Annotated in this window: 13 protein-coding genes and 1 other RNA gene; 4 read left to right on the forward strand and 10 right to left on the reverse strand. The window is 60.8% G+C overall.

The genetic code is table 11. From position 1 onward, the window contains the following. Positions 1–20 precede the first annotated feature (20 nt). Complete coding sequence (locus M5G26_RS19865) at positions 21–341, forward strand: DUF2388 domain-containing protein (protein ID WP_171057234.1); 321 nt, start codon at positions 21–23, stop codon at positions 339–341. A 189-nt stretch (positions 342–530) separates the two neighbouring features. On the opposite strand, the gene gcvP is transcribed toward M5G26_RS19865, so the two are convergent. The 10 genes from gcvP to M5G26_RS19915 all read right to left on the reverse strand — a co-directional run bounded on the left by gcvP (position 531) and on the right by M5G26_RS19915 (position 13,335). Then, positions 531–3,404, reverse strand: coding sequence for an aminomethyl-transferring glycine dehydrogenase (gene gcvP, locus M5G26_RS19870; protein ID WP_273916277.1), 2,874 nt, complete (start codon positions 3,402–3,404; stop codon positions 531–533). Positions 3,405–3,608: 204 nt separating this feature from the next. Continuing rightward, complete coding sequence (gene gcvH / locus M5G26_RS19875; RefSeq protein WP_273916278.1) at positions 3,609–3,992, reverse strand: glycine cleavage system protein GcvH; 384 nt, start codon at positions 3,990–3,992, stop codon at positions 3,609–3,611. Between the two features lie 49 nt (positions 3,993–4,041). After that, a complete protein-coding gene (gene gcvT / locus M5G26_RS19880; protein ID WP_273916279.1) occupies positions 4,042–5,124 on the reverse strand; it encodes a glycine cleavage system aminomethyltransferase GcvT in 1,083 nt (360 codons plus the stop codon). Positions 5,125–5,280: 156 nt separating this feature from the next. Continuing rightward, positions 5,281–6,897, reverse strand: a complete 1,617-nt coding sequence (locus M5G26_RS19885) for an ABC transporter permease (protein WP_273916280.1) — start codon at positions 6,895–6,897, stop codon at positions 5,281–5,283. Positions 6,898–7,262: 365 nt separating this feature from the next. Next, positions 7,263–8,267, reverse strand: coding sequence for an extracellular solute-binding protein (locus tag M5G26_RS19890; RefSeq protein WP_273916281.1), 1,005 nt, complete (start codon positions 8,265–8,267; stop codon positions 7,263–7,265). A gap of 257 nt (positions 8,268–8,524) precedes the next feature. Continuing rightward, positions 8,525–9,742 carry a 2-octaprenyl-3-methyl-6-methoxy-1,4-benzoquinol hydroxylase gene (locus M5G26_RS19895; RefSeq protein ID WP_273916332.1) on the reverse strand — a complete coding sequence of 406 codons (1,218 nt, stop codon included), beginning with the start codon at positions 9,740–9,742 and terminating at the stop codon, positions 8,525–8,527. Between the two features lie 8 nt (positions 9,743–9,750). Then, complete coding sequence (locus M5G26_RS19900) at positions 9,751–10,236, reverse strand: DUF4442 domain-containing protein (protein WP_083367602.1); 486 nt, start codon at positions 10,234–10,236, stop codon at positions 9,751–9,753. Continuing rightward, positions 10,229–11,416: a 2-octaprenyl-6-methoxyphenyl hydroxylase gene (ubiH, locus tag M5G26_RS19905; RefSeq protein WP_095049392.1), complete on the reverse strand. Its 1,188-nt coding sequence runs from the start codon at positions 11,414–11,416 to the stop codon at positions 10,229–10,231. Before ubiH ends, M5G26_RS19900 begins: the two co-directional genes overlap by 8 nt. Continuing rightward, positions 11,413–12,747: a Xaa-Pro aminopeptidase gene (gene pepP, locus M5G26_RS19910; protein ID WP_273916282.1), complete on the reverse strand. Its 1,335-nt coding sequence runs from the start codon at positions 12,745–12,747 to the stop codon at positions 11,413–11,415. The genes ubiH and pepP overlap by 4 nt, the downstream gene beginning before the upstream one ends. Before the next feature lie 27 nt (positions 12,748–12,774). Beyond that, positions 12,775–13,335: a YecA/YgfB family protein gene (locus tag M5G26_RS19915; RefSeq protein ID WP_150693678.1), complete on the reverse strand. Its 561-nt coding sequence runs from the start codon at positions 13,333–13,335 to the stop codon at positions 12,775–12,777. Between the two features lie 130 nt (positions 13,336–13,465). On the opposite strand from M5G26_RS19915, the gene M5G26_RS19920 reads away from it, so the two are divergent. From M5G26_RS19920 to ssrS, 3 genes are all read left to right on the forward strand, one after another. Continuing rightward, positions 13,466–13,675: a TIGR02449 family protein gene (locus tag M5G26_RS19920; RefSeq protein ID WP_007911197.1), complete on the forward strand. Its 210-nt coding sequence runs from the start codon at positions 13,466–13,468 to the stop codon at positions 13,673–13,675. Further along, the gene (locus tag M5G26_RS19925; RefSeq protein WP_034151990.1) at positions 13,672–13,989 is read left to right on the forward strand and encodes a cell division protein ZapA; all 318 of its coding nucleotides are present in this window, start codon (positions 13,672–13,674) and stop codon (positions 13,987–13,989) included. The genes M5G26_RS19920 and M5G26_RS19925 overlap by 4 nt, the downstream gene beginning before the upstream one ends. 30 nt (positions 13,990–14,019) lie before the next feature. After that, a non-coding RNA gene (gene ssrS, locus M5G26_RS19930) (6S RNA) lies at positions 14,020–14,198 on the forward strand. Positions 14,199–14,237: the final 39 nt, after the last annotated feature.

Here is a 14,237-nt window from a genome sequence, read left to right on the forward strand (position 1 = left end):
TAACCCCCAGGAGTCATCTCATCATGCGTCTCAAACTTGCTGTCGCCACTCTGGCCTTGCTGTCCCTTCCCGTTGGTTCGGCCATGGCGGACAGCTTTTGGCGTAACGTCATCTCGTCCGGCGCCACCACCGGTTCGACCTACCTGACCTTCAAGGATCACAAGCTGATCATCGCCGCACAGGACGATGCCGGCAGTTTCGTTGCCAGTGACGGCGGCATTCGCGGGCCGTATCTGGAAGCGGCGATGCAGAAAGTCCGCGCCGACAATCCGGGCCTGCAGGCGACCGATATGGAATTGGCGAATGCGATCCTGGCGAAGAACGCCGTGGCTTCCGAGTAAGCCTTTCGCAGAAGCACAAATGCCGCTCATATGAGCGGCATTTTTTTGCCCGGATTTCAGATTCACCACAATCCTTTGTAGGAGTGAGCCTGCTCGCGATAGCGGTGAATCAGTCACCGGAGAATTTGCCTGATACACCGCTATCGCGAGCAGGCTCACTCCTACAGGGGAACTGTGTAAACCTGAGTATCAGCGGTAATCGTCCACCGGGACACAGGCGCAGAACAGATTGCGATCGCCGTAAACGTTATCCACCCGATTCACCGCCGGCCAATACTTGTGCGCCTTCGTGTGCGCATCCGGGGTAATGCCTTGCTCGATGCTGTACGGCCGCTCCCAGACTCCGGTGACATCCGCCAAGGTATGCGGTGCCCGCTTCAGCGGATTGTCCTCGGCCGGCCAGTTGCCGTTCTGCACCTCAGTGATTTCCGCGCGAATACTCAACATTGCACCAATAAATCGGTCCAGCTCTGCTTTGGATTCACTCTCGGTCGGCTCGACCATCAAGGTCCCCGGCACCGGGAAGGACATGGTCGGCGCATGGAAACCGTAATCCATCAAACGCTTGGCTACGTCCTCTTCGCTGATACCGGTCAGCGCCTTCAATGGCCGCAGATCGAGAATGCATTCGTGGGCCACGCGCCCGTTGCGCCCGGTATACAGCACCGGGAACGCGCCGGATAAATGCTGCGCCAGGTAATTCGCCGCCAGAATCGCCACCTCGCTGGCGTCCGCCAATTGCGGCCCCATCATGGCGATGTACATCCAACTGATCGGCAATATGCTTGCGCTGCCCCATGGCGCCGCGCTGACGGCGCCGTTCTGCGCCAACGGCCCATCGATTGGCACCACCGGATGATTGGCGACGAACGGCGCCAGATGCGTGCGAATGCCGATCGGCCCCATGCCCGGGCCGCCACCGCCGTGGGGGATGCAGAAGGTCTTGTGCAAATTCATGTGCGACACGTCGGCGCCGATGTCCGCCGGCCGCGCCAGCCCGACCTGCGCATTGAGGTTGGCGCCGTCCATGTAAACCTGACCGCCGTACTTGTGGATAACCTCGCAGATCTCGCTGATGCCCTCCTCGTACACCCCGTGGGTCGACGGATAGGTCGCCATCAGGCACGACAACTTATCCCCAGCCTCGGCGGCTTTCGCTTTCAGATCCTCCAGATCGACGTTGCCCGCCTCGTCGCACTCGACGATCACCACACGCATCCCGGCCATTTGCGCCGAGGCCGGGTTGGTGCCATGGGCCGAGGACGGAATCAGGCAGATCTCCCGCGCGCCCTGCTGACGGCTTTCGTGGTATTTGCGGATCGCCAGCAACCCGGCGTACTCGCCCTGGGCGCCGGAGTTGGGCTGCATGCAAATAGCATCGAACCCGGTGATTGCGCACAGCCAGCGCTCCAGCTCCTCGATCATCAATGTGTAACCGACGGCCTGCTCGCGGGGCGCAAACGGATGCAGATTGGCGAATTGCGGCCAGGTGATCGGGATCATCTCGCTGGTGGCGTTGAGTTTCATGGTGCAGGAGCCCAGCGGGATCATTGACTGGTTGAGCGCCAGATCCTTGTTCTCCAGTTGTTTGAGATAGCGCAGCATCTCGGTTTCGCTGTGGTGGGCGTTGAATACCGGATGACGCAGATACGGTGTTTGGCGCTGAAGGTTGTCGGGGATGCCTGAGGTCAGCGCCTCGGCGTCGAGATCGGCGACGGTCAACCCGTGATCAGCTCCGAGCAATACATCGAACAGTTTGGCGACGGTGGTTTCATCGCAGGTTTCGTCGAGGCTCAGCCCTACCCGCCCACGGCCAAGAATTCGCAGGTTGATCTGCGCAGCCTGAGCACTCTCGATGATCGCCGTTTGCGCACCGCCGACGTCCAGCGTCAGCGTGTCGAAGAACTGCGCATTGATCCGGTTGATCCCTTTGCGCTCAAGCGCTGCCGCCAGAATGCAGGTCAGCCTGTGCACACGCTGGGCGATGCGTTTCAAACCTTCCGGGCCGTGATACACCGCGTAGAAACTGGCGATGTTGGCCAGCAGCACCTGCGCCGTGCAGATGTTCGAATTGGCCTTCTCACGGCGGATATGTTGCTCACGGGTTTGCAGGGCCATGCGCAATGCGACGTTACCCCGAGCGTCCTTCGACACGCCGATGATCCGCCCCGGAATCGCCCGTTTGTATTCCTCACGGCTGGCAAAGAACGCCGCATGCGGGCCGCCGTACCCCATCGGCACGCCGAATCGCTGAGACGAACCGAACACCACATCCGCGCCCAATTCGCCCGGCGGCGTCAGCAACAGCAGACTCAAAAAATCCGTCGCGACGCAGGCCAGTGCCTGTTGCGCATGCAGGTGATCGATCAGTGGACGCAGATCGCGAATCTCGCCATGGGTGTCGGGATACTGCAGCAGTGCGCCGAATACCTGATGTTGTTTCAAGTTATCCACAGCGTCGATGATCAGCTCGAAGCCGAAGCCTTCGGCGCGGGTCTGCACCACGGAAATGGTTTGCGGGTGGCAGTTCTCATCGACGAAAAACAGATTGCTCTTCGACTTCGCCACACGCTTGGCCAACGCCATGGCTTCGGCCGCCGCCGTAGCCTCATCGAGCAGCGATGCATTGGCCAGTTCGAGGCCGGTGAGGTCGATGGTCAATTGCTGAAAATTCAGCAGCGCTTCGAGCCGTCCTTGAGCGATCTCCGGTTGATAGGGCGTGTACGCGGTGTACCAGCCGGGATTTTCCAGCACGTTGCGCAGAATGACGGTCGGCGTGAGGGTGCCGTGGTAGCCCATACCGATCAGGCTGGTCCAGACCTGGTTCTGCTCGGCGTAACCGCGCAGTTTGGCCAGCGCGGCCTGTTCATCGAGGGCGGGCGGCAGATCCAGTCCGCGATTGAAGCGAATGCCCGGCGGCACGGTCTGCTCGATCAGTTCGACCCGGCTGCCGAGGCCGAGGCTGTCGAGCATCGCCTGCTGTTCGGCGGCGTCGGGACCGAGGTGGCGGCGCAGAAAAGCGTCGGGATCGCGTAACTGGCTCAGGGACGGCAACTGGGACATGACGGGCTCTCTCCTGGCTGGCGCTCGGCGTCAATGCAACACGGTCAAACCAGCATAGCAGTGCCCTTGAAGATCAAAAGATCGCAGCCTTCGGCAGCTCCTACAAGATGTACACCATCCTCCTGTAGGAGCTGCCGAAGGCTGCGATCTTTTGATCCTAAAAAAAAGCCCCGACAAGTCGGGGCTTTGGGTATTGCTTAGAGCTTACTCGCCGATAGCAGCCTTATACGCCGCAGCATCCAGCAGCTTGTCCAGCTCAGCCTTGTCGCTTGGCTTGAGCTTGAAGATCCACGCGCCATACGGGTCGGAGTTCAGCAGCTCGGGCGAGGCGCCCAGCTCTTCGTTGATTGCGATGACTTCACCGCTGATCGGCGAATAGATATCGGAAGCGGCCTTCACCGACTCAACCACACCGGCCTGATCTTGCGCGGCGAACACCTTGTCCACTTCAGTCAGCTCGACAAACACCACATCGCCCAGCGCTTCCTGCGCGTGATCGCTGATGCCCACGGTGACGGTGCCGTCGGCTTCCAGACGTGCCCATTCATGACTTTCGGCAAAACGCAGTTCAGCGGGGATATTGCTCATCTTCGGTGTCCTCGGAAATTGGGTCAGCGGTCATGCCCGCCAAAAAAGGTTAGATCAAAGTTTTGCCATGGCGTACGAAGGTCGGTTTGACCACTCGTACCGGGTACCACTTGCCACGGATTTCCACTTCGGCGCGGTCGGCGGTGGCCATCGGAACACGCGCCAGGGCAATCGATTTGCTTAGCGTAGGAGAGAAACTACCACTGGTGATCTCCCCTTCGCCAACATCGGCGATACGAACCACTTGATGAGCGCGCAAAACACCGCGCTCTTCCAGCACCAGACCGACCAGTTTGTGCGCAACGCCAGCGGCTTTTTCCGCCTCCAGAGCAGCGCGACCGATGAACTGGCGCGCGGCCGGTTCCCAGGCAATGCTCCAGGCCATGTTCGACGCCAGCGGCGAAACATCCTGATGAATGTCCTGACCGTAAAGGTTCATCCCTGCTTCGACGCGTAGCGTGTCACGGGCGCCGAGGCCGATCGGGGAAATGCCGGCGCCAACCAGATCGTTGAAGAAACCCGGCGCCTGACTGGCCGGCAGGCAGATTTCCAGGCCATCTTCGCCGGTATAACCGGTACGCGCGATGAACCAGTCACCGTCGGTGTAGCCTTCGAAGGGTTTGAGGTGCTGGATCAGCGTGGCGCGGGACTGGGTCACCAGTTCGGCAATCTTGTGCCGGGCCTGCGGTCCTTGAATGGCGAGCATCGCCAGCTCGACGCGTTCGTGCAGTTGCACGTCGTAATCGCCGCGCTGCGCGTTCATCCACGCCAGATCCTGATCACGGGTGGAGGCGTTGAACACCAGGCGATAACAGTCATCGAGACGATAGACGATCATGTCATCGACGATGCCGCCGCGCTCGTTGAGCATGGTGCTGTACAACGCACGGCCAGGGCGGTGCAGGCGGTCGACATCATTGGCCAGTAAATGCTGAAGCCAGGCTTTGGCCTGCGTGCCGGTGACATCGATCACGGTCATGTGGGATACATCGAACACCCCGCAATCGCGGCGCACCTCATGGTGCTCCTCGACCTGCGAGCCATAATGCAGGGGCATGTCCCAACCGCCAAAATCGACCATCTTCGCGCCGAGGGCGAGATGCAGGTCATACAGAGGCGTACGCTGTCCCATGGGTTTCTCCTTCCGGGCGTGGCGAAGGTGCGGACAGTCGCTGCACAGCGTGAAAGCCTTGTAATAGAAGGCTTTCAGCCAATCTCAGCGAAAAGATCTGTCAGACGAACCGCACCGAATGCCGCGCATTGTAGCCGCATGATTCAGGACTCACTACTAAGTGTTTCGATGGGCGGAGCGGCGAATCAGGCCGATAACCGGTAACAGTCCGACCAGAACCAGGGTCAGCGCCGGCAGAGACGCCCGCGCCCATTCGCCTTCGCTGGTCATTTCAAAGATGCGTACGGCCAGCGTATCCCAGCCAAACGGGCGCATCAGCAGGGTCGCGGGCATTTCCTTGAGCACATCGACGAACACCAGCAACGCCGCGCTCAGCGTGCCGGGCAGCAACAACGGCAGATACACTTTGAAAAACAGTCGCGGCCCACTGACACCCAGGCTACGTGCCGCTTCGGGCAAAGATGGCCGTATACGCGCCAGACTGCTTTCCAATGGGCCATACGCCACCGCAACGAAACGCACCAGGTAAGCCATCAGCAATGCCGCCAGACTGCCGAGCAGCAACGGCTTGCCGGCGCCGCCAAGCCAACTGGAAAGCGGAATCACCAGTTCACGATCCAGATAACTGAACGCCAGCATGATCGACACCGCCAGCACCGAACCCGGCAAGGCGTAGCCAAGATTGGCCAGGCCGACGCCGGAGTTGATCGCCTGCGTGGGTGCCAAGCGCCGGGCAAACGCCAGCAGCAACGCAACGCTTACGGTAATCAGCGCCGCCATGCCGCCCAGATACAAGGTGTGCATGATCAGCCCGGCGTAGCGCTCATCGAGATCGAACCGCCCGCGCTGCCAAAACCAGACAATCAATTGCAGCACCGGAATGACGAAGGCGCAGGCGAACACCAGGCCGCACCAGCTCATCGCCGCAAAGGCCTTGAGCCCGCGCAGGTGATACAGCGCTTTCACCCGCGGGCGTTCGTTACTCGCTCGATTCGCCCCGCGCGCACGGCGCTCGCCGTACAGCACCAGCATCACCACCAGCAGCAACAGGCTGGCCAGTTGCGCTGCGCTCGGCAGGCTGAAGAAGCCGTACCAGGTTTTGTAAATTGCAGTGGTGAAGGTGTCAAAGTTGAACACCGACACCGCGCCAAAATCCGCCAGGGTTTCCATCAGCGCCAGCGCCACACCCGCACCGATAGCCGGCCGCGCCATCGGCAATGCCACGCGCCAGAACGCTTGCCACGGCGATTGCCCGAGTACCCGTGCCGCTTCCATCAAGCCCTTGCCCTGCGCGAGGAACGCGGTGCGCGCCAGCAGGTAAACATAGGGATAGAAGACCAGCACCAGCACGATGATCACCCCGCCGGTGGAGCGCACTCGCGGCAGGCGCAGACCGGTGCCGAACCATTCCCTGAGCAGTGTCTGCACCGGGCCGGCGAAATCCAGCAGGCCGACGAAAACGAAGGCCAGCACGTACGCGGGGATGGCGAAGGGCAGCATCAGCGCCCAGTCGAGCCAGCGCCGTCCGGGGAATTCGCAGAGGCTGGTAAGCCAGGCCAGGCTGACACCGAGCAGCGTTACGCCGACGCCGACGCCTACGACCAGCGTCAGGGTGTTGCCGAGCAGGCGCGGCATCTGGGTTTCCCACAGGTGCGCCCAGATCTGCTGATCGATGGTCTGCCAGGACAGCAGCAGAACGCTCAGGGGCAACAGCACCAGCGCGGCGATGGCGAAGACGATGGGGTACCAGCGGCGTTGGGCGGGGTGGGCCACTTTTGGTTCTCTGGGGGATTGGGGGTGTTTTTGGGATTAGGGTTTCAAGTTGAAATTGTTGCCCTCACCCTAGCCCTCCCGAAACGTCGGACCGCCCGGAGGGAGAGGGGACTGACCGCGTAGTTTATGGGAATTACGCCGACCTGAAACATCGAGCCGAATTCAGGATTTGAATTCAACATAGATCGACTCCCTCTCCCGGAGGAAGAGGAGACTGACCGAGGTGCTCCGTCGATTTACGTCGACCTGAAACATTGAGTCGAACTCTGTATTTGAATCCAACAAAGATCGGCTCCCTCTCCCTCCGGGAGAGGACTGGGGTGAGGGGCAGCGATCTTGAAGCAGACAAGTCTATCGAAAAAGCCTCAATTCCAACCCGCCCGATCCATCATCCGGATCGCCTCAGCCTGACGCTTGCCCGCCACTTCCACCGGCAAGGTATCGGCAATGAACTTGCCCCACGCCGCCACTTCTTCCGAAGGTGCCACCGCCGGGTTGGCCGGGAATTCCTGGTTCACGTCAGCAAAAATCTTCTGCGCTTCAGGCGTGGTCATCCACTCGACCAAAGCCTTGGCCGCTTCCGGGTGCGGCGCATGCTTGGTCAGGCCGATGCCCGACAGATTGACGTGCACACCGCGATCAGCCTGATTCGGCCAGAACAGTTTCACCGGCAACTCCGGCTTCTGCTTGTGCAGGCGACCGTAGTAGTACGTGTTGACGATGCCAACGTCGCACTGCCCGGCATTGATCGCTTCGAGCACCGCAACGTCATCGGAGAACACGTCGGTGGACAGGTTGTTGACCCAGCCCTTGAGGATCTTCTCGGTCTTCTCGGCGCCATGGACTTCGATCATGGTCGCGGTCAGCGACTGGTTGTAGACCTTCTTCGCCGTGCGCAGGCACAGGCGCCCTTCCCAGTTCTTGTCGGCCAGTGCTTCGTAGGTGGTCAGTTCGCCCGGCTTCACCCGCTCGGTGGAGTAAGCGATGGTCCGCGCGCGCAGGCTCAGGCCGGTCCAGGCGTGGCTGGACGAGCGATATTGCAGGGGGATGTTGGCGTCGATGGTTTTCGAGGTGAACGGCTGGAGGATGCCCATCTGCTCGGCTTGCCAGAGGTTGCCGGCATCGACCGTGAGCAACAGGTCGGCAGTGGCGTTTTCACCTTCGGCCTTGATGCGCTGCATCAGCGGCGCTTCCTTGTCGGTGATGAACTTGATCTTCACCCCGGTCTTGGCGGTGTAGGCATCGAACACCGGTTTGATCAGCTCATCGATGCGCGACGAGTAAACCACCACCTCATCAGCGGCCTGAGCGGTTGTACTGCCGATCAGGGTCAGGGCCAGTGCGGTCAGAATGCGCTTGGGTGCCAACATGGGAGTGGTCTCTCGGTCGGGAAATGTGGGCCAAATGATAAGGACTCACATTTACCACCTCAATCGAACTCTTTTTGAAGGAGTTACCAGATGTTGCATGATTGACCGCCACCCCTGTAGGAGCTGCCGACGGCTGCGATCTTGATCTTAAAAACAACATCAAAAGATCGCAGCCTGCGGCAGCTCCTACAGGGGAATGCATTTCAAATGTGGGAGCGAGCCTGCTCGCGAAGAGGCCATCAGCCTTAATGAAGATGTCAGGCTTTGGCGAGAGTCGGAAGATCACCCGTCAACCCGAGGGCCTCCCGCACAAACAAAGCCTTCGCCTCCGGCATCTGCTCCACCAGCTTCAACCCGGCATTCCTTAACCAGCGCACCGGCAACGGGTCGGCCTGGAACAACCGCTCAAACCCTTCCATCGCCGCCATCAGCGCCAGGTTGTGCGGCATGCGCCGACGCTCGTAACGACTCAGCACTTTCACATCGGCCAAACGCTCACCGCGCTCGGCTGCCTGCAACAGCACCTCCGCCAGCACCGCCGCATCGAGGAAACCGAGGTTCACACCCTGCCCCGCCAACGGGTGAATGGTGTGCGCCGCATCGCCGATCAGCGCCAGACCTTCCGCCACGTAACGCTTGGCGTGGCGCTGACGCAGCGGCACGCACAGTCGCGGATCGGCACAGATGACTTCGCCGAGACGACCTTCAAAGGCACGTTCCAGCTCACGGCAGAAATCCGCTTCATCCAGCGCCATCAGGCGTTCAGCCTCGCTCGGCGTGGTTGACCAGACAATCGAACACCAATCCTGCTGCCCATCGCGTTCCAGCGGCAGAAACGCCAGCGGCCCGTGATCGGTAAAACGCTGCCACGCGGTCATCTGGTGCGGTTTACTGCTGCGCACACTGGTGACGATGGCGTGGTGCAGATAATCCCACTCACGCGTCGCTACACCGGTCAGACGTCGCACGGCCGAGTTGGCACCGTCAGCGGCAATCACCAGCGGTGCGCGCAACTGTCGACCATCGGCCAGCGTCAGCAGCCAGTCATCGCCGGAGCGACGCATCTGTTCCAGCCGCGCATTGGCCAGCATGCCCAGATCACAATCGTGCAAGCGGTCGAGCAAGGCATCCTGCACCACGCGGTTCTCGACGATATGGCCAAGCACTTCGGCGTGCACACTGCTCGCCGAGAAATGGATCTGCCCGGTGCCGCTGCCATCCCACACGTGCATGTCGGTGTATGGGCTGCTGCGGCGTTTGGCGATGCCTTCCCACACGCCAAGGCGTTCGAGGATTCGCTGACTGGCGGCCGACAAGGCGCTCACTCGCGGCTCAAACGCGGCTTCGGCGTCGAACGGTTTGACGCTCAACGGGCTGCCGTCAAGCAGCAGGACTTCGAGGCCGCTGTCCTGCAACGCCAACGCCAGGGCGCTGCCGACCATTCCGGCCCCGACAATCAGCAGATCTGCGCGCATTTCCATGCTTAAGCCTGTCTCGCTTGCGGCTTGAGCCGCACGTAAAGGGTTTTACCGACCCGCGCCACCAGATTGCCGGCGCCGTCATGAATGTCGACCTGCAACTGCGGCAGGTATTTCTCGCCATTGGCGGTCTGCCGGCGAATCTCGGCGAGCAAGGTCTCGTCGATAGTGAAGCGGGCGAACACCGGGCCTTTGCCCGGCGCGATGAAATCGATGTCGGCAGCCTTGTCCCAAACGATGTAGCGCGAGCCAAGGTTTTCCATGAGCATCAGCATGAAGAACGGATCGACCATCGAATACAGACTGCCGCCAAACTGCGTGCCGACGTAGTTGCGGTTGTACCAACCGAGGCCCATCGACACCTGCACGTCGCGAAAATCATCGCTGATGTGCCGAACCCGAACACCGGCGCCAAGATACGGCGGGTAGAACGTCATCACCCAGCGCATCAATCGTGCTTTACCGAATTTGCCGGTCAACCACTTAAGCATCCGGTCGTGTTCCCAAACCCATGGCCTGACGGGCAAACCAGCGCTTGGCCGGCGGCAACAGATCGAGACCGAGCAAACCGATGTTGCGGCCCAGTGACACCAATGGCTGCGTGCTGCCGAACAGCCGCGTGACCTGATCGGAAAAACCGACGGTGAGGTCCTGATCGAGACGCTGACGCTCGCGATAAGCCTGCAACGTGGCGAAGTCGCCCAGCGGCTTTTCACTGGACAACAACGCAGCGGCCAATGCGTCGGCATCCCGCAGCGACAGGTTGAAACCCTGGCCGGCAATCGGGTGCAGGCTATGCGCCGCGTTGCCGAGCACAGCCAGATGCGAACGCACTTGTTCTTCGGCCTCGACCAGCGTCAGCGGATAAAGATGCCGCGCGCCCACCTGTTTCAGGGTGCCGAGGCGATAACCGAACACGCCCTGCAATTCGCTGAGGAAATCGCGTTCGCTCAAATCGGCCAGACGCTGCGCGTCCATGCCCAAACGGGTCCAGACCAGAGCGCAGCGGTTTTCCGGCAGTGGCAGCAAGGCCATCGGGCCTTCGTCGGTGAAACGCTCGAAGGCCATGCCGTTGTGCGCTTCGCTCGGGGTGATGTTGGCGATCAGCGCACTCTGGTTGTACGGACGCTTGCGCACGTTGATGCCCAACTGCTCGCGCAGACCGGAGCGACCGCCATCGGCAAGCACCGCAAGGTCGCATTCAAGCGTGGTTTCATCGTTGAGGGTCAGGCGATAGCCATCGGGCAGCGGCTCCATGCGCGTGACTTCCGCCGGGCAGCGCCAACTGATTACGTCTTTGTCGATGTGCTGCCACAGGCACTGGCCGAGCCAGGCGTTTTCCACCACGTAACCGAGCGCTGGCACACCCTCTTCCATCGCTGACAAACGCGCGGTAGAGAAGCGGCCACGGTCGGAGACGTGAATCTGTTTGATCGGCTCGGCGCGGCGGGAGATTTCCTGCCACACGCCCAGCCGTTGATAAATCTGTCGCGAGCCGAAGGACAACGCCGAGGAACGTGCGTCGTAGCTCGGCTGCCAGCTGTCGCCGGGGGCGAACGGCTCGATCAGCACGATCTTCCAGCCACGCGCCTTGGCTCCGGCCTGCAAGGCCAACGCCAGACTGGCGCCGACCAGACCGCCACCGATGATTGCCAGATTGACTCGACTCATGCCGCGTGTGTCCTTGCTTGCGCCATCAGCGCTTCAATCTCGGCGACGGTTTTCGGCACGCCGTGGGTGAGGATTTCACAACCGGTTTTGGTCACCACCACGTCATCCTCGATACGCACGCCAATGCCGCGCCATTTCTTCGCGACGTTCTGATTGTCCGGGGCGATGTAGATGCCCGGCTCCACGGTGAGCGCCATGCCGACTTCCAGCACGCGCCATTCGCCGCCGACCTTGTATTCGCCGACGTCGTGTACATCCATGCCCAGCCAGTGACCGGCGCGGTGCATATAGAAAGCTTTGTAGGCTTCGCTCGCAATCAACTCGTCGACCTCGCCTTGCAGCAAACCGAGTTTCACCAGCCCTGTGGTAATCACTCGAACCGTGGCTTCGTGCGCCTGATTCCAGTGCTTGTTCGGGGCGATTTCAGCGAACGCGGCTTCCTGCGAGGCCAGTACCAACTCATAGATCGCTTTCTGCTCGGGCGAAAACTTGCCGTTGACCGGCCAGGTGCGGGTGATGTCGCTGGCGTAGCAGTCGATTTCGCACCCGGCGTCGATCAACACCAGGTCGCCGTCCTTGAGCAGCGCGTCATTCTGCTGGTAATGCAGGATGCAGCTGTTGCGCCCGGCGGCGACGATCGAACCATAGGCCGGCATCTTTGCCCCGCCCTTGCGGAATTCGTAATCGAGTTCGGCTTCGAGGCTGTATTCGTAAAGCCCGGCCCGACTGGCTTGCATCGCGCGGATGTGGGCTTGCGCCGAGATCCGTGCGGCTTCGCGCATCACCTTCACTTCTGCCGCCGATTTATACAGACGCATGTCGTGCAGCAGATGATCCAGGGCAACGAATTCGTTCGGCGGCTGCGCGCCAAGGTGCGCCTTGGAGCGGATCACGTTGATCCAGTCCATCAGGTGACGATCGAATTCCGGGTTGCTGCCCATCGCCGAATACACCCGGTCGCGGCCTTCGATCAGGCCCGGGAGGATGTCGTCGATGTCGGTAATCGGGAAGGCGTCGTCGGCACCGAAGTCGCGGATCGCGCCTTCTTGCCCGGCGCGCAAACCGTCCCACAACTCGCGTTCGGCATTGCGTTCACGGCAGAACAGTACGTACTCGCCGTGCTCGCGGCCGGGCATCAAGACGATGACGGCTTGCGGCTCGGGAAACCCGCTGAGGTACTGGAAATCGCTGTCCTGACGGTAGACGTGCTCGACGTCGCGGTTGCGAATAGCCACCGCGGCGGCCGGCAGGATCGCGATGCTGTTGGGTTCCATCTGCGCCATCAGGGCCTTGCGGCGACGGCTGTATTCCGCTTTCGGGATATGGGTCATGGGCAGATGGCTTTCCCTGGCACGCGATTAATGCAGCGACGGCTTGGCGGCTGGCGGCACGTCGGTTTTCTTGGTTTCCGAGAACAGCAGCAGCGGCGCGACGCGCAGATACTCCATGACTTCCATGTAGTCGTTTTCGCCGTCATCGGATTCTTCCAGGGCGTCTTGCACCTGGGAGATCGCTGCCAGATCCTGCAGCACTTCGGTGGCTTCAGTGCTGAGCATGCTGCTGTCGCGGCAGTTCAGGCCGAAACCGCTGAGGAAGCCCTGGCACCACTCGCCCAGTGCAGCGGCGCGGTCGGCCAGCGGCGCGTCGTCGGTTGGCAGCAGCAGAACGACGGTGACGTCGTCGCCGGTCAGCTCGCCTTTGACCATCTCTTGCAGGCCGATCAGGGCGTTGCGGACGTTGTCCTGGATGTCACCTTCGAGCAGTTCGGCGGCGTCGATCAACCAGCCTTCGTTATCGAAGCCGGCACCGGCGCAACTGCGTCCGAGCAGCACGCCATGCAGTTCGGCAGGCGAGACGTTGTGGCCGCTGGCAGTCAGCAGGGTGGCAAAGGCTTGGTACGGGGAATTCGCAATGGTCATGGGCAGCTAGGCGCCAGACGGCGCTATGTCTAGAATGAAGGCCTTGTATCCTACATCGACAGACTCGCCAAGACTATTAAAGGCTGTCCGCCAGCTATCCCATCAGACAGACTCCGACCCAGTGGACACAATGGAAGACACCGACCTGCAAGCGCTGATGGCCAGACTCGAACTGCTGATTGGCCGAGTCGAGCAACTAAAGAGTCAAAACGCACTCTTACTAGCTCAGGAAAAAACCTGGCGCGAGGAACGCGCTCACCTCATTGAAAAAAACGAAATCGCCCGGCGTAAGGTCGAATCGATGATTTCGCGCCTCAAGGCCCTGGAGCAAGACTCATGAGTTCAAGCAATAGCGTCACCGTGCAGATCCTCGACAAAGAGTATTCGATCATCTGCCCGCAGGAAGAACGCAGCAATCTGGTCAGTGCCGCCCGTTATCTGGATGGCAAGATGCGCGAAATCCGCAGCAGCGGCAAAGTCATCGGCGCCGACCGCATTGCCGTGATGGCCGCGTTGAACATCACCCATGACCTCTTGCACAAAGAAGAGCGCCCGGACATCCAGGCAAGCGGCTCGACCCGCGAACAGGTGCGTGACTTGCTCGATCGTGTCGATCTGGTCCTCGCCGACGATCAGAACACCACCAAGGGCTGATTCAACCGGCCGCTTGCGGTATACTCGCAGCACTCCCTGGGGTGCTTGCCAGTTGACGATGTCCCTGAGCCGATTCGCACTACCCTGGAAGTTGCACGTTGGGCTGGTGTGCATGTCCGCTAGACGGAAAGCCTTAAAGTCTACTGCATCTTCCACCTTGAACTTTCGGGTTCAAGGGCTAAGTTGACAGCGGTTCATCCGGGGAGCCTGATTCGAATCCGATGTCGGTGAAAACCGCCATCGGATTT

Source organism: Pseudomonas sp. TNT2022 ID642, from assembly GCF_028656995.1.
Classification (GTDB): Bacteria; Pseudomonadota; Gammaproteobacteria; order Pseudomonadales; family Pseudomonadaceae; genus Aquipseudomonas.